This window comes from Streptomyces sp. NPDC003300 (assembly GCF_040610915.1).
Classification (GTDB): domain Bacteria; phylum Actinomycetota; class Actinomycetes; order Streptomycetales; family Streptomycetaceae; genus Actinacidiphila.
In genome coordinates, this window is sequence record NZ_JBEXNE010000004.1 from 336,670 (window position 1) to 362,090 (window position 25,421).

Genomic DNA, 25,421 nt, shown 5'->3' on the forward strand with positions numbered 1-25,421 from the left:
CCTATCAGCCATCAGACATCTTATGTCTGATGTTGCACAGAGTGGTCGTCCCACCGGCGTACTCTGGCCGCCCGCGCCCCACTCCCGCCCGCGGAACCGCCCTCCCGGCGCCCGCGGCGGCCCGGCCGGGCACACACCACCGGCCGGGCATACGACGGCCGTACCGCTGGCCGGGCACGCGACGGCCGCACCACCGGCCGGGCACGCGACGGCCGGTCCGCAGTCCGCCGGGCCCCGCGACCGGCTTCCGCTTCGCCCGTCTCCACCGTCCACCTCATTCCTGCTCACCCCTGCCCGGAGGTTCCCCGTGTCTTCTCGACGGACACCCGCCAGAGTCGATCGCCGCGCATTCCTGCGGTACACCGGCGCGGTCGGCGCTGCCGCCGCCTTCACCGGCACCCTCGCCGCGTGCGGCGGACCCTCCTCGACCAACGCCCCCGACTCCGCGGCCGGCAAGGGGACCGGCGGCGGGACCGGCGGCGCCACCATCACGGCGGGGATCTCGTACGCCCTGTCCACCGGCTTCGACCCGATGACCTCCTCCGGCGCCACCCCGGTCGCGGCCAACTGGCACATCTTCGAGGGTCTGGTGGACCTCAACCCGGTCTCGCTCACCGCCCGCCCCGCCCTCGCCACGGCGCTGCCCGTCCAGGTCGGCCCGACGACGTACCGCGCCACCCTGCGCGACGGGGCCACCTTCCACGACGGCTCCCCGGTCACCGCCGATGACGTGGTCTTCAGCTTCGAGCGCATCCTCGACCCGAAGAACGCCTCGCTGATGGCGCAGTTCCTGCCCTTCCTGCGCTCCGCGCGGGCGGTGGACGCCCACACGGTCGAGTTCGCGCTGAAGTACCCCTTCGCGCTCTTCCCCTCCCGCATATCCGTCGTCAAGATCGTGCCGAAGAAGATCGTCCAGGCCGACGAGAAGGGCTTTGACGCGAAGCCGGTCGGCTCCGGACCGTACGCGCTGGTGTCGGCCACCCGCGAGGACAAGATCGTCTTCAAGAAGTACGCGCGGTACAACGGGCGCTACCCGGCCAAGGCCGAGGCGATGACCTGGAATCTGCTCTCGGACGCCTCCGCGCGGGTCAGCGCCGTGCAGTCCGGCCGGGTCGCGGCCATCGAGGACGTGCCGTACATCGACATGGCCGGCCTCAAGCGCAAGGTCACCGTCGAGTCGGCCGCGTCCTTCGGCAACCTCTTCCTGATGTTCAACTGCGCGAAGAAGCCGTTCGACGACCAGCGGGTGCGCCAGGCCCTGCACTACGCGCTGGACACCGACAAGATCATCGCCACCGCCATGTCGGGCCAGGCCACCCCGGCCAGCGGCTACCTCCAGCCCAGCCACCCCGACTACGTCAAGGCCGCCACGGTCTACGGCCACGACCCCGCCAAGGCCAAGGCGCTGCTCCAGGCCGCGGGCGTCAGCGACCTGAAGGTGACCGTCCTGACCACCGACACCTCCTGGGTGCAGGACATCGCCCCGCTGGTCAAGGAGAGCTGGGACGCCGTCGGCGTCAGGACCACGCTCAGCATCGGCCAGTCCTCCGCCCAGTACGCGAAGATCGACACCGGCGACTTCGACCTCCTCGTCGCCCCGGGCGACCCCTCGGTGTTCGGCAACGACGTCGACCTGCTGATGCGCTGGTTCTACGTCGGGACCTGGCCCGAGACCCGCTACCGCTGGTCGGGCACCGCCCAGGGCAAGCAGGTCGTCTCGCTGCTCGACCAGGCCGCCCGCACCACCGACGACGCGACCCGTACGAAGCTGTGGTCCCAGGTCACCGACATCGTCGCCGAGCAGGCGCCGCTCTACCCGATCCTGCACCGCAAGCTCCCGACCGCGTGGGACGGGCACGCGCTGGCCGGCTTCAGCCCCGTGCCCACCACCGGTCTGTCGTTCCTCGGCGTGTCCCCGGCGTGAGCCGCCAGGACCGGGGCCCGCGCGCCCGGTGCGTGAGCGGCTCGTACCTCCCGCGTACGAGCCGCCCGCGCTCCCCGCGCGGGTCCCGGACCCGCCAGTCGTCCAGGACCTACTGCTAGGAACGCCCGATGTTCGCTTTCCTTCGGCTCGCGCTGCGCCGCGTGGCGATCATGCCGGTGATGATCCTCGGCATCACCTTGCTGGTCTTCGTCGTGCTCCAGTTCTCTCCCGTGGACCCCGCCTACAACGCCCTGGGGGAGAACTCGACGGCCGCCGCCCGCGCGGCGTTCGCGCACGCCAACGGGCTCGACGACCCGCTGCCCGTCCGCTACGCGCACTTTCTGAACCAGTTGCTGCACGGCGACCTCGGCGTGACCGTGCCGCCGAGCCAGCCGGTGGTCGACCGGATCACCGTCGCCTTCCCGCTCACCTTGCAACTGACGCTGCTGGGGCTGCTGATCGCGATCGTGCTCGCCGTCGCGCTCGGCGTGGTCGGCGCGGTGTACCGGGACCGCTGGCCCGACCACGTCTTCCGCGTGGTGTCGATGGCCGGTGTCGCGGTGCCCTCCTTCTGGCTGGGCGTGCTGCTGATCCAGCGGTTCGCCCTGGACAGTTCGCTCTTCCCGACCGGCGGATACGTCAACCCCGGTGACTCCTTCACCGGTTGGCTGCGCTGCATGACGCTCCCGGCGGTCTCGCTCGCGGTCCCGGTCGCGGCCTCGCTCGCCCGGCTCATCCGCACCTCGATGGTCACCGAACTCGACCGCGACTACGTCCGCACGGCCACCGGCAACGGCCTGCCACGGCTGCTGGTCATCCGGTCCGTGCTGCGCAACGCGCTGGTCACCCCGCTCACCGTGCTGGGCGTCAAGGTCGGTTACCTGCTCAGCGGCGCCGTCGTCATCGAGACGATCTTCGACCTTCCCGGCATGGGCAAGCTCATCCTGGAGGGCGTCACCGGCGGCGATGTGGCCCTGGTGCAGGGGACCGTCCTGATGATCGCGCTCGCCTTCCTGGTCGTCAACGTCGTCGTCGACCTGCTCTATCTGCTGGTCAACCCGCGCATCAGGACGGTGTGAGATGTTCCTGTTCACTGGCCCCCAACGCGTCGTCGCCAAGCTGTCGCGTCCCGGCATCCGTTTCCGCGCGCTGCCGCTCGCCGCACGGATCTCGCTCGTCGTCCTGGCCGTCGTGGTCCTGGCCGCGGTGTGCGCGCCGCTGGTCGCGGACAATCCGCTGACCACCGGCATACCCGTCCAACCCCCCGGCTCCCGGCACTGGTTCGGCACCGACCGGATCGGCCGGGACATCTTCGCCCGGGTCGTCTACGGCGCCCGCTACTCGCTGGTGATCGGCCTCGGCTCCACGGCCGTCGCCGTCGTCGTCGGCGCGGTCCTCGGTTCGCTCGCGGCCACCTCGCCCAAGTGGGGCGACGAGTCGGTGATGCGGGTGCTGGACGTCGTCATGTCCTTCCCGCCGATCGCGCTCGCCGCCGTCCTGGTCACCGTCTTCGGCTCCAGCGTGCCCGTCCTGATCTTCACCATCGCCGCGGTGTACGTCCCCTCGCTCGCCCGCGTCGTACGGGCCAACGTCCTCGCGCAGTACGGCGAGGACTACGTCGCCGCGGAGAAGGTCATCGGCGCCCGTCGCGCCTACATCGTGCTGCGGCACGTGGCCGTCAACTGCGCCGCGCCCGTCATGGTCTTCGCCACCGTGCTGGTCGCCGAGGCGATCATCTTCGAGGCGAGCCTGTCCTTCATCGGCGCCGGGGTGAAGGACCCCGAGCCGAGCTGGGGCAACGTGCTCTCGTACGGGCGGCAGATCCTGCTGTCCGGCGGATGGTGGGCCACCCTCTTCCCCGGCCTGGTGCTGCTCGTCACCGTCCTGGCCCTGAACATCCTGTCCGAGGGACTGACCGACGCCTCGGCGGCGCCGGGAGCGGCGGCCGGAGCGGCGCCGGAGGCCGTACCCGCGGCGGCGGCCGTATCGGGGGCGGCCGTACCCGCGGCCGCGGCCGGAGTCGCCCCCGCGGCCACCGCCTCCGGTACGGACCGCCCGGCCGGTGACACCGCGCCCCAGGACACGCCGCTTCCCCGCCGGACGCGGGCGGACGACGACGAACGGGCCGCCGCCGTACAGCGCAGCCTCGTCCTGCTCGCCGAACGCATGACGCGGAATCCGCCGCCGCTCGCGGCGGTGCCCGCCACCGCCGCGGAACTGCTCTCCATCCGGGACCTGTCGATCCGCTTCCCCGACCGCTACGGCGACGTGCCGGTGGTCGACGGCATCTCGCTCACCGTCAGGGAGGGCGAGACCCTCGGTCTGGTCGGGGAGTCCGGCTGCGGCAAGAGCATCACGAGCCTGGCCGTCATGGGCCTGCTGGCCCGCAACGCGCGGGTGAGCGGTGCCATCGACTACCGCGGCGAGGACCTGCTCGGCATGTCGCCCCGCCGCCGCAGGGTGCTGGCGGGGCCCGAGATCGCCATGGTCTACCAGGACGCGATGTCGTCGCTGAACCCGTCGGTCCTCATCGGCCGCCAGCTCAAGCAGCTCACCTCGCGCGGCGGCACGCAGAGCCCGGCGGAACTGCTCGAACTCGTCGGCCTCTCCCCGGACCGCACGCTGCGCAGCTACCCGCACGAGCTGTCCGGCGGCCAGCGGCAGCGCGTACTGATCGCCATGGCGCTGTCCCGCAGCCCCCGGCTGCTCATCGCCGACGAACCCACCACCGCGCTCGACGTCACCGTCCAGGCGCAGGTCGTCGAACTCCTCACCCGGCTGCGCGACGAACTGGGATTCGCGATGATCCTGGTCTCGCACGACCTCGCGCTGGTCAGCGGGCTCGCCCACCGGGTGGCGGTGATGTACGCGGGGCAGGTCGCCGAGACCGGCGACACCCGGGCGCTGCTGTCCGACCCCGCCCACCACTACACGCGCGGCCTGCTCGGCTCGGTCACCTCGCTGGAGGCGGGCGCCGAGCGGCTGCACCAGATCAGCGGCGTGGTGCCCGCGCCGCGCCAGTTCGGCGCCGGATGCCGCTTCGCCTCCCGGTGCGGCGCGGCCACCGAGGTGTGCGGGACCCGCGCCCCCGAGCTGACGGGGCGGCCGGCCCCGGCGGCGGACCCGCGCGCCGCAACCGCCGTGTCCCCCCTGCCCGCCGCGGCGCACGGCGTCGCCTGCCACCACGCGGCCGAACCCGTACTGCTGCAAAGGAGCGGACGATGATCCGCGTCGAAGAGGTCCACGTCAGGCACCGGGCGCGCGGCGGCGGTCTGTTCCGGCACGACGCCGTGCACGCGCTGACCGGGGCGTCGCTGACGGTGGAGCGCGGTGAGATCGTCGGCCTGGTCGGTGAGTCCGGCTGCGGCAAGTCGACGCTGGCGCGGGTGCTGACCGGTCTGCAACGGCCGACCGAGGGCCGGGTCATGTTCCGCGGCGAGGATCTGTGGGAGCTGCCGGCGGCCAGGCGCCGCCAGGAGTTCGGCGCGTCGGTCGGCGTGGTCTTCCAGGACCCGTCCACCGCCCTCAACCCGCGGATGCCGGTCGGCCGCATCCTGCGCGACCCGCTGGACGTGCACCGGCGCGGCACCCCGCGCGCCCGCGAACAGCGGGTGACGGAACTGCTGGAGCTGGTGGGCCTGCCCGGGCACACCCGGCAGGCGCTGCCGGGACAGCTCTCCGGCGGGCAGCGCCAACGGGTCGCCATCGCCAGGGCGCTCGCGCTGGAACCCGAGCTGATCGTCGCCGACGAACCGACCAGCGCCCTCGACGTCTCGGTCCGCGCGCAGGTGCTCAACCTGCTGATGGACCTGCGGTCCCGGCTCGGCCTCGGCATGGTCTTCATCTCGCACGACATCCAGACGGTGCGCCACCTGTCGGACCGGCTCGCGGTCCTCTACCTCGGGCGGATCGTGGAGGAGGGCCCGGCCGCCCAGGTGTCGGCCGCGCCCGCCCACCCGTACACCCAGGCGCTGTTCTCCGCCACACCGAGCCTGCTGGGGACCACCGAGCGGATCGTGCTCAACGGCCCCGTGCCGTCGGCCACCCACCCGCCCTCCGGCTGTCCGTTCCGCACCCGGTGCTGGAAGGCGGACGACACCTGCGCGACCGCCTTCCCCGCCGCCACACGGGACGGCGACCACCAATGGCACTGCGTACACCCCAGGACCACCGCGGCGGCGACCGCCGCGCACCACGGCACAAGGAGCACTTCGTGATTGCCCGTACACCCCGGTTCTCCGGCGTCGTCCCGCCCGTCGTCACCCCGCTGACCGACGACGGCGCGGTGGACGTCGCGTCGCTGGAGCGCGTGGTCGGCCACCTCATCGGCGGCGGTGTCGACGGCCTGTTCGCGCTGGGGAGTTCTGGCGAGGTCGCCTATCTCACCGACGAGCAGCAGGAGACGGTGCTCGACGTGGTGGTGAAGACCGCGGGCGGCCAGGTGCCGGTGCTGGCGGGCGCCATCGAGACCACCACCAACAAGGTGCTGGAGCGCGCCCGTACCGCCGTCGCGCGCGGCGCCAGCGCGGTCGTCACGACCGCCCCCTTCTACACCCGCACCCATCCCACCGAGATCGACCGGCACTTCCGGACGGTCGCGGCCTCGATCGACGTGCCGGTACTCGCCTACGACATCCCGGTCTGCGTCCACAGCAAGCTCTCCCGGCAGCTGGTCGGCGCACTGGCCGCCGACGGGGTGCTGGCCGGGGTCAAGGACTCCAGCGGCGACGATGTGACATTCCGTCAACTCATTCTCGACACCAGGGCCGTGCCGGACTTCGCGCTGCTCACCGGGCACGAGGTCGTCGTGGACGCGATGCTGCTCGGCGGCGCGCACGGCTCGGTCCCCGGCCTCGGCAACGTCGACCCGCACGGCTACCGGCGGCTGCACGACGCCGCGGCGCGCGGCGACTGGACGGCGGCCCGCGCCGAACAGGACCGGCTGGCCCGGCTCTTCGACATCGTCGCCGTCGCCGACCCGGCCACCGCGTCCGGTACGGCGTCCGGCCTCGGCGCGTTCAAGACCGCGCTGACGCTGCTCGGCGTCATCGCCCGCAACACCGTCAGCCCGCCGATGCGCCCGCTCACCGACGCCGAGACCGGCCGTATCGGCGCGATCCTGGAGCAGGCGGGCCTGCGATGACGCTGCTCGCCGGAGTCGACATCGGCGGGACCAAGACGGCGGCCGCCCTGGTCACCCCCGAGGGCGTGCTGCTCGACCGCGCCACCCTGCCCACCCCGGCGCGGCAGGGCCCGGCCGCCGTGCTGGACACCGCGGCCCGCGCGGTGACCCTGCTCGGCAGGCCCGTGGACGCCGTCGGCGTCGGCAGCGCGGGCGTCATCGACCCCGGTACCGGCCGGGTGCGGTCGGCCACGTCCGCGCTCCCCGGCTGGGGCGGCACCGACCTGCGCGGGCTGCTCGCCGCCCGGCTCGGCCTGCCGGTCGGCGTCGACAACGACGTCAACGCCCATGCGCTCGGCGAGCATTGGCGCGGCGCCGCCGCCGGGCACGCCTGCGTGCTGCTCCTCACGGTCGGCACCGGCGTCGGCGGCTGCGTCCTGATCGACGGACGCGTCCACCACGGCGCCGGTGGCGCGGCGGGCGAGGCCGGTCACCTGCCGGTGCCCGCCGCGGCCGGGCTGCCCTGCCCCTGCGGGGGCGTCGGACACGTGGAGGCCGCGGCGTCCGGACCGGCGATGACGGCGGCCTACCGCGAACTGGCGGGCGCGCGGCCCGGATACGGGACGGGCGCCGCACCCGCGACCCTCCGCCTCGTCAACTCCCGCGCGCAGGACGGCGATCCGACGGCGCTCACCGTCCTGCGCGCAGGCGCCACCGCGCTCGGCGAAGCCGTCGGCGGCCTCGTCAACGTCCTGGCCCCCGACCTCGTCCTCCTCGGCGGCGGGGTGAGCCGGTGCGGACCCGTCTGGTGGGACACCCTGCGGACGACCGTCGCCTCCCACCTGGTCCCGGCCGTCGCCGGTACCCCGCTGCGGGCGGGCTCGCTCGGCGACGACGCCGCGCTGTACGGGGCCGCGCTCCTGGGACGGGAGGCACTGGCGTGAACGGCCGTGAAGGTCAACCGACTTCGGGCGGTCGGCCCACGTCGGCCGCAGACCCCGGCGCCGTCCTGGAACGGCTGCGCGGCCGGCTCGTCGTCTCGTGCCAGGCGTATCCGGGGGAGCCGCTGCGCGATCCGCTGATCATGCGTCAGATGGCGCTCGCCGTCCGGGAAGGCGGCGCGGCCGGTATCCGGGCGCAGGGCCTCGACGACCTGCGCGCGATCCGCGCGGTCACCGACGTCCCCCTCATCGGCCTCTGGAAGCACGGCACTTCGGGCGTCTACATCACCCCGACCGAGCGGCACGCCCTCGCCGTCGCCGCGACCGGCGCGGACATCGTCGCGGTCGACGCCACCTTCCGCCCGCGCCCCGGCGGCGAGACCCTGGAACGTACCGTCACGGCCGTGCACCGCGCGGGCCGCCTGCTCATGGCCGACGTCTCCAGCTACGAGGAGGGCGTCGCGGCGGCGGACCTCGGCGCGGACCTCGTCGGCACCACGCTGTCCGGCTATACGGGCAGCGGCCCGCACCCGGACGGTCCCGACCTCGCCCTGGTCGCCCGCCTCAGCGCGGATCTGTCGGTCCCCGTCGTCGCCGAGGGCCGTGTCCACACCCCCGCCCAGGCCCGGTCGGCCCTCGCCGCGGGAGCCTTCACGGTCGTGGTCGGCACCGCGATCACCCACCCGACGACGCTGACCCGGTGGTTCGCCGAAGGGCTCGGAGCACAGCGGCAGTTGGGGTGAATGCCCTCTGCCGCGACGGCGCCCCCCGAACACTCGGAGGGCGCCGTCGCCGCGTCGGCCGAGCCGGGTGCCTGGAACAGGTACGAGTTCAGCACCAGCGTCGCCGTGTCCGGCTTGTCGGGGCTGGTGAACGCGGAGACATCGGTGATGTTCGCCGCCGGGCCGGCCGCGACGGACGGGGAGTCGATGTGAGCGGGACGGTGCGGCCGGACGGTTCAGCGGGCGGCGCGCGCGGGGCGGGGAAGGCGTTCGTACACCGTCAACCGCCGTCCGTGGACGCGGACATCGGCCACCGGGGTGAAGTACGTCAGCAGGACCCGCATCTTCATCCGGTCCTGCGCCGCGGTCAGGGGGCGGGCGATCCAGGGGACGTCGGTGACCAGCAGGATGCGGTCCCGCGCGAGCATCGCCGTACGGATGCGGGCCGGGGCCGCCTCCAGGCCCTTCAGCGTTCCGGAGCGCTCCGGGGTCTCGGTCAGCGCTATGTCGTGCAGGCCGGAGAAGGCGCCGGGGGAGACGGATTCCGTGTCGCGGCGGGCGGAGGGGATGAAGAGGACGGCGTTGCCGGGGCGCTTGAGCCGCTGGACGTCGGAGGCCACGGCCATGACGTCGTCGACCCGGCTCTTCGGCGAGCGCTCGGCGAGCGACTGCGGGATCAGCGCCACCGTCGCGAGCGCGACCGCCACGGGGACGATCCACGCGGACGCGCGCGGGAAACGGGGCCGGGCGGCGCGCACCGCGGCGCCGATCGCCGCGCCGATGAGCAGCGCGAGGCCCAGCATGCTGAAGAGCACATAGCGGTCGAGGAACAGCGGCTGGAACAACGACAGGCAGACCAGGCCGAGTTGCGGCACCGCGAGCAACGGCAGCCCCACGGCGGCGGCGGACAGCCGGTTCGTACGGGGCCCGTCCGTACGAGGCGCGCGCGCATGAGGCCCGTTCGTACGGGGCCCGTCCGTACGAGGCGCGTCGGACCGGGGTGGGGCGGTACGAGGCGTGCCGGTACGAGGTGGGGCGATTCGTAAGACGTCCGTACGGGCGCGGCCCGCGATACGGCGGTCGGACACCGCCGCGCAGACGCCGCCGATCAGCACCAGCACCCCGGGCCCGATCAGCATGTGCCAGGTCAGCGGCGGAATCCAGGACACCTGCGCCGACTGGCCCCGGCTGAAGAGGGCCAGCGGAGTGACGGCCAGGACGGCGACGGCGGAGGCGGCCGTCCAGGCGGCCCACGTACGGCGGTCGGCGGCCCGGGACCAGAGCAGTGTGGCCAGGTGCGCGGGGAGGATCAGGAGCGAGAACCAGTTCAGCAGCCCGCAGACGAGGACGGCGCCGCCGTATCCCGCCCAGCGCCACGCGCGGCGGCGCGGTCCGGTGTCCTCCTGGAGCGCGGCGACCAGCAGCAGGGTCGACACCCCGGCCCCTGCGGCGACCAGCGCGTACGGCCGCCCCTCCTGGAGGTAGAACTGCACGGCGGGCAGCAGCCCGAACGCCAGCCCGCCCGCGAGGCCCGCGGCGGGACCGGCGAGCCGCCGCCCGATGAGCGCGACGCAGGTGGCCGCCACCGCGCCGGCCAGCACCGAAGGCAGCCGCAGCGTGGTCGTGTGGGGTCCGAACACGCTGAACAGGGCGTGCATCAGCAGGTAGTAGAGGCCGTGCACGACGTCCACGTGGTGCAGCATGCGCAGGATCTCGGGGGTCGACCGCCCGGCCACCTGCCAGGTGGCCGCCTCGTCACGCCAGACGGTGTGCTGCCGGGAGAGTCCCCAGAGGCCGAGGGCGAGAGTCCACAGCGGCGGAATCAGCCAGATCAGCATCGCCCGACTCGGTAAAGATGCCCGAGAGGCCGTGATGGTTGCTTTGAATCCCGAACGGCTTTGTATCGAACGGGATTTGCTGTCGGTGGACGTCAAAGAGGCACCCGAGGCAGTTTGTTGAATTGTGAACCGCCTGGAGGAAGCGTGATCGACACCCACTGATGGCGGTGACACGCATCCTACTCCGGCGCGCGCGGCGGACTTTCGGAACGTCATTTCTCCGCGCGCGCACCGCTCGAAATGGCCGTCGGCACAGTGGTCGGAACGTTGTTCGGCGCGTTGTTCGGTACGTTGTTCGGCGCGGCGGCCGATGCGGCGGTCGATGCGGGCGCGGGTACGGCCTGCCGGGGGGATGCCGGTGCGGCCCCTGCCCCTGGTGCGGCCCCTGCCCCCGGTGCGGCCCCCGCGCCCCTACCCACCGCGAACACGTTGTCGCAGCGGTCCCGCACGCCCGCGTCGTGCGTGGCGATCACCACCGCGCACCCCGACCGGCTCAGCTCCCGCAGAATGTCCACCACCACAGCCGAGTTGGCGTCGTCGAGCGCGCCCGTCGGCTCGTCCGCCAGCACCAGCGCCGAGCGCTGGACGAGCACGCGCGCCAGCGCGACCCGCTGCTGCTCACCGCCGCTGAGGTGATGGACCGTCTCCTTGCCGCGCCCCGCGAGGCCGACCCGCTCCAGGGCCTCGGCGATCGCGGGCCCTGCCTTGCCGCGCAGCAACGGCCTCGGCCTGGCCGCGACTTCGAGATTCTGCTCGACGGTCTCGCTCTCGATGAGCGCGTAGTGCTGGAAGAGATATCCGAGGGTGTCACGGCGGAATTGCCGGATGTCGCGGCGGCCGAAACGCGTGATGTCCTTCCCCTCGTACCGGATGGCACCGGACGTCGGGCGGTCGAGCAGACCTAGGCAGTTGAGGAGGGTCGACTTTCCCGATCCGCTGGGTCCGACGAGAGCCAGCATCTCGCCGCGCTCCACGGCGAGGTTGACGTTGTCCCACAACGTGCGGGAACCATAGGACTTCGAAAGACTCTCGATCTCGATCAGCTTCGTCATGACAGGCACACTCCTGCTCGGTGGAGGAATTCCGTGGGCGCGGCCGGGCTCAGGTCCCGGTCGCGCCCTCCTTCACGATGCGGCGGTGGAAGTAGGCGAGGGCGAGCAGCACGGCGGCCAGTTCGAAGACGACCAGACCGCTGATGACACCGAGGTCGAGCGCGGTCAGCCGGGTCGGCTCGAAGGTCGCGGGCTCACCGGCGGCGGCCAACTGCCGCAGGTGCTGGCGCTGTTGCCACGCCTGGAACGGCACCCGGGTCGCGAAGATCACCGCGATGGCCACCTCGACGGCCAGGAGGAAGCGGTGCGAGGCGACGTACCGCCAGCCGCTGACGTGCTGGGCGAAGATGCTCTGCGCGTTCTTGCGGGCGTAGATGAGGCAGACGCCGACCGCGGCGATGAGGAGCACCATCGCGGCGATGACCAGGTTGAAGATCTGGACCCGGAGTTCGGTGAGCGCCTTCCTGAGGTCGAGGGCGGTCTTCTCGCCCACCGGACTCATGGAGTTCACGTAGTCCTGGAGGTGTTCCGCGCGGATGCCCGCGGTCACGTCGGCGGGGTCGGGGAAGACGACTCCGGCCTGTGTCGCGATGGCGGTGTAGGCGTCGTCGGTGAGGAAGCGCGATCCGTTGGGGACGACGATGACGACCGGGTCGCGCACCATGGATCGGTCCTCGGCCGCGTCGTGGCCCGAACGGTAGGAGTACTCACCGGTGTTGTAGCCGAAGACGCGCTGGCCGCCGCGGGTCGCCGAGACCTTCATGGGGACGCGCCCGGTGAGGTCGGGGTCGATGATCGCCTCGGCGGCCTTGGTGATCGCGGGGGTGTCCGACGCGAGCGTGTCGGGGATCAGCAGCCGTACCGCGCGGGCGTCCGCGGCCGTCGCGCTCCCGGCCTGCGACGCGTAGCGCCGCCCCGCCGGGTCGACCATCGGCTGCCGTGCCAGATAGGTGTCGTTGACGACGAGGATCTCGCCGGAGGGCAGGTGCTCACCGGGCGCGGACATCTGGAGGTCCCGCCGCCCGGCCACGATCACCTCGCCCCGCGCGTCGGCTCTGCGCAGCCACGGCCCGACGTGCTGGTCCAACTGGTCCATGTGCATGGCGAATGCGCCGCTGAGCCGGATCGACACGGCGTCGCCGACCGCGTGGTACGCGTCCCGGTTGTCCTCACGGGTGAGAACGTCGCGGCTCGCGAGCGTGGCGTTGGTGGCGATGCTGAGCGCGAGCAGCAGCGCCGGGACACGGACCAGGTAGACGCTCAAGGACGCGGCGCGGGACGGGAGTTCGCCCTTGAGCGCGGGCAGGACGCCGACCTTGAACGTCAGCGCGAGCGCCGCCGCGTGCGCGGCCAGGACGACGGCGGCCAGCAGGACGGCGAGGACCGCGGCCACGGCGGCGAACAGGCCGAGCCACGCGAGGCCGTTGTAGAGGCCGAGGAAGGTGAGGACCGCGGCCGCGACGACGGCGGCCGACAGCGGCCAGAAGACTGCGAGCCGCCGCAGGTCGCGCAGCAGGATGCCGGTGAAGGACATGCCCTGCATGCGCAGTACGCCGTACGCCCGCGCGTTGAGCAGCACGCTCGCGCCGGTCATCGTCAGCGCCGCGAGGGCGACGACGTAGAAGGAACGGAAGAGCGAGTCGTTCTTGTACCGGTCGATCAACCCCCGTACGGACAGCGGGTGGCTGACCTCGACCGTCATGCCGAGGTGCGTGAACTCCAGCCGCAGGGCGTCGGCGGCGCCCGCCGGCCCGAAGACGTAGTACGTGCCGCGCGGGTCGAGTTGGCCGACATCGGCGAGCGGGTGCACGCGGGTGGTGAAGTTCTCGCTGAACGCCGGGTAGCCGTGGTCCAGCCACTTCGCGGTCCGCGTACCGGTGCCGCCGGGCGCGAGGTACAGGTGGCGGACCGTGTCGGGGTTCTTGAGGTCGGGCACCTCGCGCGCGACCCCGACCCCGTGCCGCGCCGCGAACGACTCGACGGCCTGGACGACGTGGGGCGCGCTCGTCGATCCGTCGGAGTCGAGCACGTCGACCATGGCGGAGTTGCCCAGCACCCCGTCCTCGTCGAGTCCGCGCACGAAGAGGAAGGCCAGGACGGCGGAGAAGGCCAGAAGGGCGGCGTGGACGACTCGAATACCGCGATGCAGCATGGTGATTCCTCGGTTGAGGGCGCTCGGGAATTCAGACGGGCGTGACGGCGTGACGGCGACGTACGGCGTACCGGCTGTTCACGGCTTGCGGCTTGCGGCTTGCGGCTTGCGGCTACGGCTCACGGCTCAGGGCGGGCGCGGGCGCGGGAGCGCCGAGCGGCCGTGGAGGCGGTGACGTCCCCGCCTCCACAACCGCGCCGGATCACCCGGCCGTTACCACCCGGCGGCTACCGCCCGACCGCTACCGCCCGACCGGTACCGCCCGGCCGGTCAGCCATGACCGGCCCCCTCGCTGACGGAGGGTCAGCAGGACGGGTTGTAGTAGTAGCTGACCGAGTTGCCGTTCAGCCCCGCGGAGGCCAGGGACCATACGCCCTTGGCCGTGCAGCCGCTGCCGAACACGACGGTGCCGATCTTCACCGACGACGCGTGCTTGTTCGTCGGGTGCTTGTAGTTCGACCACGCGGTGTTGGCGCCGTGGTCGTAGCTCCACTTGCCGCCGCCGACGTCGACCGAGGTGGCCAGGGCCGGCGTGGCGGCGGCGAAGCTGAGGGCGACAGCGGCGACGGCGACCTTAATTCCGGTTTTCTTGTTCATGAATGAACTCCGCTTTCTCGTGGGCTTGATCGGACGAGGCAGAACCCTGGCACACATTCAGTTGCACTGGCAACCATGAAATTGCGCTCCGGGAATTGCCTGTCGCGGGCGGGTCGGAACGGTCCGCCCATGCCTGAATCCACCGGCGTCAGCGGGCGGCGACGGCGGTGGTCGGCAGGCGAATGGGAAGCGGGAATTCCGCACCGCGCGATGTCCGGCCGCGGGCCGGATTTCGGGCGGTACGGGGTACGTGGACGCCCGGCGCGGGCGGCCGGGCGCCGGTGCGGACGGCGACGCGTCAGGCGGTCGCCGCTGCGGGCCCGTACCGTCTCACGTGCTGCGCTGCGCCGATGGGCGGTCTTCTGATCCCACGCATGTGTGCTCCCCCGTGCCGGTGCCGGGTGGTCCGCGGCAACCCGGCCGACGATAGGCGCGGATCCGGCCGACCTCGAATCCCGTACCGAGGCTTGGCGCGTTCTCGGCGGTATGCGGCTTGAATCAGATCCGGGAAACGGCCCTCCGGCGCGGAATTCCGGATTCAACTTGATTCACGCTGCAAGTAAGGCGTGGCATTCCGTTTTCCGCGAAGTACGGCTATCCGGAACGGCGTTGCGGGAATGTGAGACCGCTCCCGCGAAACGCATTCGGAATCCTCACGGCGCGCTGTGTCGCGGGGGACGAGGCGGGCGGCCTCAGGGCAGGAGGCGGGCGAAGACGACGATGTTGTCGAGGTAGGTGTGGCCGGTGAAACGGCCGCCGCAGGTGATCAGGCGGAGTTGGGGGTCGGGGCGCGGGGCGTAGACGGCCTCGGTGGGGAACGCGTCCTTGGCGTAGCTCCGGACGGACGTCACCTGGAAGCGGACGGTCCGGTTGTCGTCGAGGGTGACGCGGATGACGTCGTTGACCCGCAGGAGTGAGAGACGGGAGAAGACGGCGGGGCCGCCGGGGGAGTCGACGTGGCCGACGAGCACGGCGGGGCCGGGGGCACCGGGGACCGGACCCGCGTCGAACCAGCCCGCCCGGCTCGGCCGCGAGGGGGTGTCCAGGGCGCCGGAAGGGGTCAGGCCGAGGGGTTCGAGCGGGGTGTCGACGTCGATGGCCGGGATGGCGAGCGCGCGGGGCCGGGCGTCGGTCGCCTCTGTCGGGGCCACGGGCCGGCTGACGACCCGGCCCGGCTCCGGGGCGACCGCCCCGACGGCGGCGCGCGCGTGGCCGGAGCCCGGCCGCGTCCCCAGATTCGCGGCGAGGCCGACGGCGCCGCCCGCGACCGTCACCACTCCGAGGACGGCGAGCGCCCCGGCCGCTCCCCGATGACGCGGCCGGGGCCGTGCGTGTCGCGGCGCCATGACGCCGCTCAGCCGCGCCGCAGTCGGCGTACCGACAGCACCAGCAGGCCGGAACCGATGACCAAGGCGGCTCCCCAGCCGACCAGTTGGGGCGTACGGGAGCCCTCGGCCGCCGCCTTCCGCTGGTCGAGACCGCCGAAGCCCGCGTCCACGCCGCCGTGGGGCTGACGGCTCGGCCCCGCGGAGTCGGTGAGGTCGAGCAGGCCGGGCGCGGAGCCGGTGGAGGACAGGACGACCAGCGTGTGCGTGCTGCGGCCGGTCAGTTGGACGGTACGGGAGGTCGTCGCGGCCCCGGCCGAGACCCGTACGGTCGTGCTGCCCGCGGACACCGTGCGGTACGGGGTCGAGGCGGGGAAGCGCAGCGAACCCTGGTTCAGCGCGGCCACATGGACCGCGACGGCGGGCTGGCTCAGCGACGCCTGGATGACCCGTACCGCCGCCTGGCCCTGCGGGGCCGACAACTGGTCGGAGAGCGTGCGCAGTTGCAGCGCCGAGTTCGGGCCGAGCCCGGCGACGGTGTACGCGCGGCCCTGCACGACCCGCACGGTCGAGGAGATGACCGGCGACACCGACGCCGGGTCGCCCGCCTTGCGCATCGCGACCGTGTACTGGCCGGTGGCGACCGACTCGTACGGCGAAGCGTGCCCGTACGACACGCTCTTGAGCACCATCGCGGCCGTCGATCCGCCGAAGGGGTAGAGGTAGACGTCCACCGGCGGCGTACCGGGCGAGAAGTGCGCCAGCCGCAGCCAGCCGCCGGACCAGGCGGGCGCCGCCGACGCACCGGCCGCGGCCGGGCCCGCCAGCACAGCGGCGCTGAGCGTGAGAACGGCGGCGGCGCCGAGCGCGGCGGCCCGCGCCGAGGATCTGGACGACGGTCTGGACGACGATCCGGTGCGCGCGGTCGCCCGCGGGAAAAGCCTCATGCGAAGTCCTTCTGACGGGCGGATGCGCCGATTGGTCCGGCGTTCAGGGGCGGGGGCGGGGTCGGGGGCGCGGTCTGGGCGTGTGTCGGTGCGGGGCGGGGCCGGGCCGTCTGACGGGCGGGTGTGCCGGTCGGCTCGGTGTTCGGGGGCGGGGCCTGTGTCGGGTCGGCTCGGGGCCGGGCCGCCAACGGGGTGGGCCGGTCGGTCCGGCGTTCACGGTCGGGCCGGGGGCCGGTACCGGGTCGGCTTCGGCGTTCACGGTCGAGGTCCGGGTTCGGGCCGGGCCCGGAGGGCGGGCCGGGCGGGGGCGATGCGGCGTTCACGACGGCGAGTTGGCGCTGACGAGGCCGTCGGGCGCGGGCTGGTCGTACAGCACGGTCAGGACGGCGGGGGTTCCGGCGCCACCGGTACGCGCCGCGGTCCGCAGCGGGCGGTAGGGCGGCTGCTGGGCGTCGACGAGGGCGCGCAGCGCGGCGGCCTGCGGTCCGCTCCCCGTGGCCGGGGAGCCGTCCACGCGCGAGATCGCCACACCGCCGCGCGGGACGTCGGCACCGGCGCCGGGCGCGGGCGCGTCGAAGGACGCGACGGTGAGGGTGTGACCGCTGCTGAGGACGGCGAGCAACGCGCAGACGCGCAGGTCGACATGACCACTCGTCAGAAACGCGCGCGTGCCGCCCTGGAAGGTGATCCGCTGGTTGGCGGCGAGCGCCGCCCCCGAGAAGCGCCGCTCCGCGCGGTCCGCGGCGGCCACGCGCTCGTACGCCGTACGCCCGGCGTGGGCGATCGGCAGCACCTCGGCGCGCTGCGCACCGGCCGCCGCGTCCGTCCCGCTGGCGCTGCCGGGCCCGTCACCCGCCTCGTCACCCGCCCCGGCCCCGTCACCCTCATCCCCGCCGAACACGGCGAGCGGCTGCGGGCCGGTCAGATCCCGTAGCGCGTCCCCCGCCATCGCGCGCAAAGGGCCGGTGACGACGGCGACATCGGCGCCGAGCAGCTGCTGCGGAGAGGAGGTGACGGTGAGCGTGGAGCCCGCGGGGAAGCCGTGCGACACGAGCGCGGCGCAGACGGCGACGTCGCAGGCGACGACGTGGGTGGGGCCGATGTGCCCGGCCACCCAGGTCGCGACGGCGTCGCGGATCGGCGGCGGCGTGGACGGGGAGACCGACGCGGACGACGACGCGGACGACGACGCGGACGACGACCCGGACGCGGACGCGTTCGGATCGACGGCCGCCGTCGGCCGGTCGGAGCCCTCGGTCCCGGACCCGGTCCCGGAGCCGCCGCGGTCGCGCAGGACGACCACGGCCGCCGCGGACACCACCGCCAGGACGAGCACGGTGACCGCGAGCGCCCGGCCCCGGTGCCGCCGGGCGGCCTGTTCGCCGGGCGCGGCCGGCGCCTTCGGCCTCAGCCCGAGGTGGCGCCGGACGAAGGACCGCAGGGTGTTCCAGTAGATCCGGAGCCAGGACGGCTCGTCGGGGCCGCCGGGTCTGGGAGGTTCACCAGGCCCCGACGGCCCCCCGCCCCCGGACGGTCCCGCGGCCTTCCCCTCCCGGGCCGCGGGTTCGAGCCCCGGCACCAGGCCGGGCGGCAGGCCGAGCGCCGGTCCCGGCGGCCGTGGCCGCCGTACCGGTGTGCGGGGCTCGAAGAAGTTCTGCGACATGGACCGCTCACGGGTTGGAAGGGGAACGGCGCCCGCGCGGCGGTGACGACCGCCGCCCGGACGACCGGGACCGGGGCGTCACGGGCTGGTGCCCGCTTCCGCGAAATCGGCCTCCCCCCTGAGGAAGCCGACTCCGCAGCGCCTCGGAGCGAAAGGAATCCAGCCCGAATATCAGCACACTTGAACGAAACTGACAAGCCCTCTCACTTTCCGTTCAATCTCGGACACGGAGTGAATCCCGAATATGCCGATGCGATCAAACATGCTGGTCAGCGCGGCGAGAGTGGTGATGATCATTACGGTGATCCTTTTACTCGCGAGTAATTCACTCACGCACCACAAAGCTCATCGGGAGCGTCCCGGTATTCGGGCACGACAAATTCCGGACGCGGGCTGAATGGGCAGAAATTCAGCAGATCCCGCGGTCCGGAAACGACACCTCCACAGCTCAGTGGAGGTAAGCGGCAGGCCCGGTCCTTCCCGTACGACGACCACACGGAGACGCTCTCCTGCCCCGTATTCGGAGCCGCTCCGGCCGCGGATGGGTCGCCGGCCAGGATCAGTCGGGGAGCACGACGGTTCGCCGTGCGGCGGCGATCAGGGCCCGCCCGATGTCGGCCTCCGGCTCGCTCGCGGCGGTGAGCCCGCCGGTCTGGACGCCGTGTACGGCCAGGAACACCGTGTCCGCCGCCTGTGCCTGCGTCTCCCCGAGATCCGGGCCTCCACGCTCGCCGACGAGGGCGTGGCCCTGGGCGCCCTGCGCCTGGCCCTGGACGAGGTCGACCACCGCCTGTTCGGTACGGGCCTGTCCGCCCCCCTTCCGCCGCGCCGCCACTGACCCCCGGAACCCCGGCTCGTGTTGGTCCGAGCCGGGGTCCCCCCGGAGGTCTCGCGCGCCGAAGGTCAGACGCGGTCGGCGACGATCATCAGGTACTGGAAGCTGCCGTTCTTGTACGCGGTCAGGAAGGCGTCCTCGACTCCGGTGACCAAGTGGTCGGCGGATTTGCGCAGTTCCCAGTACGGGATGGTCGCGGCCGTCAGGTCCTCGACGTGGGTGGGCACCAGCCGGTGCTTGGCCATCGCCTGGAAGTACGCCGAGCGCGGGTGGATGTCGCAGATGTAGTGGGCGTTGATCAGGGACACCTCGCGGGACGCACGCCCGTACGTGTCGTTGTAGCAGCCGGTGATGACGACGTAGCGACCGCCGCGGCGCAGCAGCCGGGCGTGCTCGGCGAAGAGCAGGTCCAACTCCACGTACATCGTCGACTCGTTGTTCCACGACGCGGCGTAACCGCCGGTCTGGAAGCCGGTGTCGAGCATGTTGCGGTGGTGGTAGCGGACCTTGCCGTCGATACCGCGCGCCCGCGCCTGCTCATTGGCGAAGTCGGCCTGCTTGGTGGAGAGCGTGACGCCGTCGGCGTGGCACTGGTAGCGCAGATTCGCGGTGACGCTGCCGCCGCCGCGCCCGCAACCGGCGTCGAAGACCCGGTCCTCGGGGCTCAGCGGGCCCAGGTGCTTGGCGAGGAGTTCGGCCTGGGCGTGTTCGAGCCGGTGCAGTTCCGTGGTGATCAGATCCCGGCGCCTGGCGGGGTCCGTCTCGTCGAGTACGGACCAGTCCACGTCGCCGACACCGTAGTGGTGGTGGTACAGGTCGTCGATCCTGCCGAGTTCGAGGTTGACCGGATTCTGTTCGGCGTTCCAGTAGTCCGCGACGCGGGTCTGGTACGTGGACTGGGCCGGAACCGGTGCCTTGGCGACGCCGGGGTGCGAAATGGTCAACGCTGACTCCTCTTGGTACTGGGATCGGTCATCGTGCCGTGGAGCGGGTGAAGCGGCCTGCGCCTACCAGTAGTTGGGCAGGCGGTATCGGTGGGTGTTGGTCGCGTGCCATTCGTGGTTGCCGGCCACCCAGTCCGACAGCCCGCGTGCGTACCGCGCGACCAGCGGTGACGTCGCCGACGCGGCGGCGGCCTCCTCCTCGAAGGAGCCCATGATCCGGTTGTGGATCTCGACGCTCTCCAGATACGCCGCCTTGAGGCCGCATCCCTCGTTGGCGGCCACGACCTGCGGCAGATTGAGGTGCGTCGGGTCGCCTTCCAGCTCCTTGGTGAAGGAGTAGAGGTCGTTGACGATGGTCGTCGCGTTGCAGGCCAGCGCCGTGATCCGCTGGATCTCCGGCCGCGCGTAGACGGCCTCGGGCAGCTCGTACCCGTCGACCGCGTCGATGATCGACAGGCAGGGGCGGAAGTTGTTGAACTGCCGCATCACCAGGTATTCCCACACCTGCGGGACGAAACGCTTCTCCGCCCAGGCCGCTTCGGCGAGATAGCCCAGGTGCAGCCGGGCGATGTCGTGCATGAAGCGGGTGGTCTGGCTCGGGGTGGCGAACTCCGCGTAGTCCCTCATCGCCCAGTGGTACGAGCGCAGGGGCCCGTCCGCCTGCATGCCGAGCCGCCACTGGGCCTCGGACTCGGGCGTGCCGTGGTGCGGGTCGATCGCCGACTGGGCCATGAGCAGCGGCCCGCCGAGGCCCTGGTGGGAACCGCCTCTTCCTTCCTCCTCCTCGCAGTAGCAGGAGTCCACCAGGTTCTCGGCGAGCAGCAACTCGCCCGCGACGGTGAGCCGTTCGAGGTCGGCGGCGCCCGGATGCTGGAGCACCACGGCCCGGCCGAACTGGAATCCCGCGAAGTCCCCGTTCCACGCGGGCGGGAACAGGTCGAGGCCGCGCGCCCACTCCTCGAGCCGCCGGTCCACCTCGTCGACCTTCGCCTGGTCCACGGGCGGCGCGGGCTGGTACCTGAGACCGGGAACGGCCCCGGTGCGCCGGGCCTTGAGCGTCCGGGTGAGATTCTGCGGACCGGGCAGTTGCCGGGGGACGGTGGGGGTGACGGCGGCCACCGTGGTGGCCGCCGCCCGCGACACGTCCGTGTCCGGGGGCGCGCCCGTCGCGTGGTCCACGCTCGGCCCGGTCACTCGACGGTCCTGCCGAGCTGGACGTTCTCCAGGATGCCGACCGCGTCGGGCACGAGGATCGCCATCGAGTAGTAGGCGGTGACCAGATAGCTGATGACCGCCGTCGTGCTCACCCCCATGTGGCGCATGTTCAGGCCCGGTTGGAGCTGATCCGGCAGCGCGGTCGGGAGCAGGCCGACCACGCCCTGGTCGTCCTCACCGGTACGCAGCGCGATGATGCTGCTGGTGTGGTGCCCGGTGACCGGGATCTTGCCGCAGGGCAGCAGCGGCACACCGCGCCAGGCGGGCACCGCGTGCCCGTTGACGTCGGCGAGGCCCGGCATCAGACCGCGCTTGCTCACCTGCCGGAAGAAGGCGGTGATCGCCTTCGGGTGGGCGATGAGGAAGCGGGTGCCGCGCCGCATGGACAGCAGCTCGTCCAGGTCGTCCGGTGTCGGCGGCCCGCTGAAGGTGCTGATCCGCTGGTCGTACTCGGTGTTGTGCAGCAGCCCGAAGTCGCGGTTGTTGACCAGCTCCCACTCCTGGCGCTCGCGGATCTCCTCGATGGTCAGCTTGAGCTGCTGCTGGGTCTGGTCCATCGGGTCGTTGTAGAGGTCCCCGACCCTGCTGTGCACGCGCAGCGTGGTCTGGGTCAGCGACAACTCGTACTCGCGCGGGGCCAGTTCGTAGTCCACGTAGCCGCTGGGGATCGACGGCTCGCCGCGGTGCCCCGCCTGCGTCGGGACGTCCGCCTCGCCGCGCCGGTTCGTCGGCCGCCGCTGCCGCTCGGCGTACGCGGCCAGGTGCGCGGCGAAGGAGGGGACGCGGTCGGCGACTTCGGCCACGACGGTCCAGGGGACGGTGAGCAGGACGGCCGCGGTGTCGGCCCGCGCCGAGGACGTCCACCGCGGCTCGTCCTGGCCGATGGCCTCGTCCCCCAACTGGCCCCCGTCGGTGACGACTCCGGTGACCGCCTCCTCCCCGTACCTGCCCTCGGTGTACCGGGTCAGCCGTCCGTGGACGACGAGGTAGGTGTCGGTGATCGGCTGCCCTGCCGTGAACAGCGCTTCTCCGGCGCGCACTTGGCGGACCTCGTAGCGGCCGGCCAGTTCCCGCAGCACGTCGGTGTCCTGGTAGCCGCGCAGCGCCGGGAGTTCGGTCAGCGTCTCCGGGATCACCCGGACGTCGTCGGCGCCGTTCTGGTCGAAGCTCACCCTGCCCTGGCCGACGTGGAGTTGGAGCCTGCGGTTGACGCGGTAGGTGCCGCTCGGGACGTCCACCCAGGGCAGCATCCTGAGCAGCCAGCGCGAGCTGATCCCGCGCATCTGCGGTTCTGACTTGGTGGTGGTGGCGAGTTGCCGCGCCCCCAGGGTGCTGAGGCTGGTGAGCCGCGCGCCGTCGCCGGGTGCGGCGGGCGGCGGCTCGTCGGTCGTGGGGCTGATGGTGCTTTCCGAAGCGGGCACTTTGCCTCCGGGACGGGGAACAGAGCTGTGCGCACAGGCCGGTCGCGGACCGGACGGCCCGCGGGACCGAACGGCCCCGGGACCGGACGGCCCACCGCACGGGAACCAGCGAAACAGCCCGGGGCGCCGTCCCGGTACGGCGCGCGGGGGGCGACTTCGCGCCGCGAGTGGTGCAAACCTGCCGGCCGAGGCGGGAAGGGGCGCGCGCCCCCGCGATCACCTCAGCCCGCCGCCACAACGCCGCCGCCAGGCGTTTTCCCCACCCTTCACGGGTTCGGGTGATCCCCCCGTCGCAAGGTTTCACCCCGGCGCGCCCCCTGCCCGCGCGCCGTTCGCGGGACGCGGGAAGGGCCCCTGAGGGGCACGTCTCAGACGGTGTGGACGGTGACTCCGGCCGCCGCGAGGGCTTCGGTCTCCTCGGCGGGGGCCGCGCCGTCCGTGACGACGGCGTCGAGGGCGGTCGGCGCGGCGACGAACGCCAGCGCCGTACGGGAGAACTTGGCCGCGTCGGCGACGGCGATGACCCTGCGGGCGGCGGAGATCGCGGCGCGCTTGACGGCGGCGTCGGCGAGGTCGTAGGCGGTGAGGCCGTCGGCCGCGGTGAGGCCGCAGCAGCCGATGACGGCGGTGTCGAAGCGCAGGGAGGCGAGCGACGCCTCGGTGAGCGGTCCGGTGAGGGCGAGTTCGCCGGGGCGGGGCTCGCCTCCCGGCAGCAGCAGCTTGACGTGGGCGGCGCCGGTGAGGGCGTTGGCCGCGTGGAGGGACAGCGGCATGACGGTCAGGCGCCGGTGTTCCAGGGCGCGCGCGACCTCAAGACATGTGGTGCCGCTGTCGAGCACGACGGACTCGCCGTCGGTGAGCATCTGCGCGACGGCGGCGGCGATCCGCCGCTTCGCGTCGCTCCCGTCCTGCGCGCGCAGCGCGAACGGCGGCTCCTCGCCGCGCAGCAGCAGGCTCCGGGCGCCGCCCCGGTAGCGCTCGATGACGCCCTGCTCGGCCAGCGCCTCCAGGTCGCGGCGGATCGTCATCTCGGAGGTGTCGGTGAGTTCCGCCAGGTCCGCGACGCTCATCCGGCCCGCCTCGCGCACGGCCTCCGCGATCCGCCGCAGCCGTTCCGCCGCCCCGGCGTGCGCCGCGCCGCCCGTTCCCTCAGTACCGCCCGCCGTACTCGCCATGACGCAATCGAACACCCGAGATGTTCGGATTGCAACTTTACAAACAGAGAATCTGTTCGTTACGTTCGAACCATGGAGAGATCCCTGCGGGCCGGACGGCTGGCCACCTTCGCCTTCTTCGCTCTCAACGGCTTCGTCCTGGGCATGTGGATCGTGCACATTCCCGCCATCGAACACCGCGTGGGCATCAGCCACGCCGTGCTCGGCTGGCTCCTTCTGCTGCTCGGCGGGGGCGCCTTCATCGGCATGCAGCTCGCCGGGCCCCTCACCGACCGGATCGGCTCCCGCAAGGTCGTACCCGCGAGCGCCACGCTGTGCGCCGCGGCCGTCGTCCTGCCGGGCCTGGCCACCAACCCGTGGGCGCTGGCCGCCGCCCTGTTCGTCTTCGGCTTCGGCAACGGCTCCCTCGACGTCAGCATGAACACCCACGCCGTCCAGGTCGAGCACGGATACGCCCGGCCCATCATGTCCGCCTTCCACGCCGTCTTCTCGGTCGGCGGCGTCATCGCCTCCCTGCTCGGCGCGCTCACCTTGAAGCTCGGCTGGAGCCCGGCGGTCACCCTCGGCGCCGCGGCCCTGGTCGGCCTCGCCGTCATGGCCCTGGCCGCCCCGGCGCTGCTCCCCAAGGAAGTGGCCGAGCGGGCGGACGCGAGCGCGGCCACGGATACGGCCACGGGCGCGGCGACGGATACGGATACGGCCACGGATACGCCCAAGGCGGCGGCCAAGTCCGCGCGCAAGACCCCCTCCCGTATCTGGATCCTCGCCGCCCTCGCCCTGATGCTCATGCTCAGCGAAGGCGTCGCCAACGACTGGAGCGTGCTCCACCTGCGCGACGTCCTCGACGCCCCGCAGGCCACCGCCGCCCTCGCGTACGGCGCGTTCGCCACCGCGATGACCGTCGGCCGCTTCCTGACCGACTCGGTCGCCGCCCGCGTCGGCACGGTCGCGGTCCTGCGGTACGGCTCCGCCCTCGGCGCCGTCGGTCTCGCCACGGCCGCGCTGTCCAACAGCGTCCCGCTGGCCCTCATCGGCTGGACGGTCTTCGGTATCGGCCTGTCCGGCTGCATCCCGCAGCTCTTCAGCGCCGCCGGCCACGCGGACAAGGACGCGGCGGGCGCCAACGTCTCCCGCGTGGCGGGCCTCGGCTACCTCGGCATGCTCGCGGGCCCGGCCGTCATCGGCCCGCTCACCCACTTCATGCCGCTGAACGCCACCTTCGCCCTGCCGGTCGCCTTCTGTGTCATCGCGAGCGTCGCGGCGGGCACCCTGAAGCCGGACGCGGAGCCTGACGCGGCGGTCGAGCCGGACGCAGCGGCCGGGACAGGCGCGGCGGTCGAGACGGACACGATGACGGAGACGGACGCCGCCAGTGCGCCGCACGGGGCCTGAGTGTCAGGCGGGGCTGACGAGCCCCCTGTGTTCTTGGACACGATCCGGTCACAATGAGCTGCCCCGCAAAGCGACATCAAATCGGGCATAGGGGACCGATTTAAGCCGTCTTGTTTGCGCTGCGTGTGACCTCGGGTAGGCGGCGACGCGGAGTCG

At 72.6% G+C, this 25,421-nt stretch carries 20 protein-coding genes and 1 pseudogene; 8 read left to right on the forward strand and 13 right to left on the reverse strand.

Features of this window, described 5'->3' with window-relative positions; genetic code table 11:
• The first annotated feature begins 307 nt into the window (after positions 1 to 307).
• The 7 genes from ABZX65_RS08635 (at position 308) to ABZX65_RS08665 (ending at position 8,730) form a co-directional block, all read left to right on the forward strand.
• On the forward strand, positions 308 to 1,924 hold the full coding sequence (locus ABZX65_RS08635; protein WP_355336314.1) for an ABC transporter substrate-binding protein: 1,617 nt from the start codon (positions 308 to 310) through the stop codon (positions 1,922 to 1,924).
• A gap of 128 nt (positions 1,925 to 2,052) precedes the next feature.
• Positions 2,053 to 3,003, forward strand: coding sequence for an ABC transporter permease (locus tag ABZX65_RS08640; RefSeq protein WP_355336316.1), 951 nt, complete (start codon positions 2,053 to 2,055; stop codon positions 3,001 to 3,003).
• Between the two features lies 1 nt (position 3,004).
• A complete protein-coding gene (locus ABZX65_RS08645) occupies positions 3,005 to 5,149 on the forward strand; it encodes a dipeptide/oligopeptide/nickel ABC transporter permease/ATP-binding protein (RefSeq protein WP_355336318.1) in 2,145 nt (714 codons plus the stop codon).
• On the forward strand, positions 5,146 to 6,141 hold the full coding sequence (locus ABZX65_RS08650; protein ID WP_355336320.1) for an ABC transporter ATP-binding protein: 996 nt from the start codon (positions 5,146 to 5,148) through the stop codon (positions 6,139 to 6,141). Before ABZX65_RS08645 ends, ABZX65_RS08650 begins: the two co-directional genes overlap by 4 nt.
• Positions 6,138 to 7,067, forward strand: coding sequence for a dihydrodipicolinate synthase family protein (locus tag ABZX65_RS08655; RefSeq protein ID WP_355336321.1), 930 nt, complete (start codon positions 6,138 to 6,140; stop codon positions 7,065 to 7,067). Before ABZX65_RS08650 ends, ABZX65_RS08655 begins: the two co-directional genes overlap by 4 nt.
• Positions 7,064 to 7,990 carry an ROK family protein gene (locus ABZX65_RS08660; protein WP_355336323.1) on the forward strand — a complete coding sequence of 309 codons (927 nt, stop codon included), beginning with the start codon at positions 7,064 to 7,066 and terminating at the stop codon, positions 7,988 to 7,990. The genes ABZX65_RS08655 and ABZX65_RS08660 overlap by 4 nt, the downstream gene beginning before the upstream one ends.
• Positions 7,987 to 8,730, forward strand: coding sequence for an N-acetylmannosamine-6-phosphate 2-epimerase (locus ABZX65_RS08665; RefSeq protein ID WP_355336325.1), 744 nt, complete (start codon positions 7,987 to 7,989; stop codon positions 8,728 to 8,730). Before ABZX65_RS08660 ends, ABZX65_RS08665 begins: the two co-directional genes overlap by 4 nt.
• 122 nt (positions 8,731 to 8,852) lie before the next feature.
• Here ABZX65_RS08665 and ABZX65_RS08670 read toward each other — a convergent pair.
• The 13 genes and pseudogenes from ABZX65_RS08670 to ABZX65_RS08730 form a co-directional block, all read right to left on the reverse strand.
• Positions 8,853 to 8,918 (reverse strand): annotated as a pseudogene (locus ABZX65_RS08670) (hypothetical protein); the annotation flags it as partial.
• 27 nt (positions 8,919 to 8,945) lie between these two features.
• Positions 8,946 to 10,547 (reverse strand): glycosyltransferase family 39 protein, encoded by a 1,602-nt coding sequence (locus tag ABZX65_RS08675; protein WP_355336327.1) that lies wholly within the window; start codon positions 10,545 to 10,547, stop codon positions 8,946 to 8,948.
• 212 nt (positions 10,548 to 10,759) lie between these two features.
• A complete protein-coding gene (locus ABZX65_RS08680; protein WP_355336329.1) occupies positions 10,760 to 11,599 on the reverse strand; it encodes an ABC transporter ATP-binding protein in 840 nt (279 codons plus the stop codon).
• A gap of 49 nt (positions 11,600 to 11,648) precedes the next feature.
• The gene (locus tag ABZX65_RS08685) at positions 11,649 to 13,751 is read right to left on the reverse strand and encodes a hypothetical protein (RefSeq protein WP_355336331.1); all 2,103 of its coding nucleotides are present in this window, start codon (positions 13,749 to 13,751) and stop codon (positions 11,649 to 11,651) included.
• A gap of 303 nt (positions 13,752 to 14,054) precedes the next feature.
• The gene (locus tag ABZX65_RS08690; RefSeq protein ID WP_355336333.1) at positions 14,055 to 14,348 is read right to left on the reverse strand and encodes a lactococcin 972 family bacteriocin; all 294 of its coding nucleotides are present in this window, start codon (positions 14,346 to 14,348) and stop codon (positions 14,055 to 14,057) included.
• A 692-nt stretch (positions 14,349 to 15,040) separates the two neighbouring features.
• Positions 15,041 to 15,694, reverse strand: a complete 654-nt coding sequence (locus ABZX65_RS08695) for a class F sortase (protein WP_355336335.1) — start codon at positions 15,692 to 15,694, stop codon at positions 15,041 to 15,043.
• Positions 15,695 to 15,702: 8 nt separating this feature from the next.
• Entirely contained in the window at positions 15,703 to 16,620 is a 918-nt protein-coding gene (locus tag ABZX65_RS08700) for a DUF4397 domain-containing protein (RefSeq protein WP_355336337.1), read from the reverse strand.
• Positions 16,621 to 16,939: 319 nt separating this feature from the next.
• Complete coding sequence (locus tag ABZX65_RS08705) at positions 16,940 to 18,283, reverse strand: hypothetical protein (protein ID WP_355336339.1); 1,344 nt, start codon at positions 18,281 to 18,283, stop codon at positions 16,940 to 16,942.
• Between the two features lie 559 nt (positions 18,284 to 18,842).
• On the reverse strand, positions 18,843 to 19,070 hold the full coding sequence (locus ABZX65_RS08710; RefSeq protein WP_355336341.1) for a hypothetical protein: 228 nt from the start codon (positions 19,068 to 19,070) through the stop codon (positions 18,843 to 18,845).
• A 116-nt stretch (positions 19,071 to 19,186) separates the two neighbouring features.
• A complete protein-coding gene (locus ABZX65_RS08715) occupies positions 19,187 to 20,062 on the reverse strand; it encodes a geranyl diphosphate 2-C-methyltransferase (protein WP_355336343.1) in 876 nt (291 codons plus the stop codon).
• A gap of 63 nt (positions 20,063 to 20,125) precedes the next feature.
• Entirely contained in the window at positions 20,126 to 21,181 is a 1,056-nt protein-coding gene (locus ABZX65_RS08720; RefSeq protein ID WP_355336438.1) for a family 2 encapsulin nanocompartment cargo protein terpene cyclase, read from the reverse strand.
• Between the two features lie 71 nt (positions 21,182 to 21,252).
• Entirely contained in the window at positions 21,253 to 22,677 is a 1,425-nt protein-coding gene (locus tag ABZX65_RS08725) for a family 2B encapsulin nanocompartment shell protein (RefSeq protein WP_355336439.1), read from the reverse strand.
• A 389-nt stretch (positions 22,678 to 23,066) separates the two neighbouring features.
• Positions 23,067 to 23,873: a DeoR/GlpR family DNA-binding transcription regulator gene (locus ABZX65_RS08730; RefSeq protein ID WP_355336345.1), complete on the reverse strand. Its 807-nt coding sequence runs from the start codon at positions 23,871 to 23,873 to the stop codon at positions 23,067 to 23,069.
• 72 nt (positions 23,874 to 23,945) lie between these two features.
• Here ABZX65_RS08730 and ABZX65_RS08735 point away from each other — a divergent pair, with 72 nt between their 5' ends.
• Positions 23,946 to 25,265, forward strand: a complete 1,320-nt coding sequence (locus ABZX65_RS08735) for an MFS transporter (protein ID WP_355336347.1) — start codon at positions 23,946 to 23,948, stop codon at positions 25,263 to 25,265.
• The last annotated feature ends 156 nt before the right edge of the window (positions 25,266 to 25,421 follow it).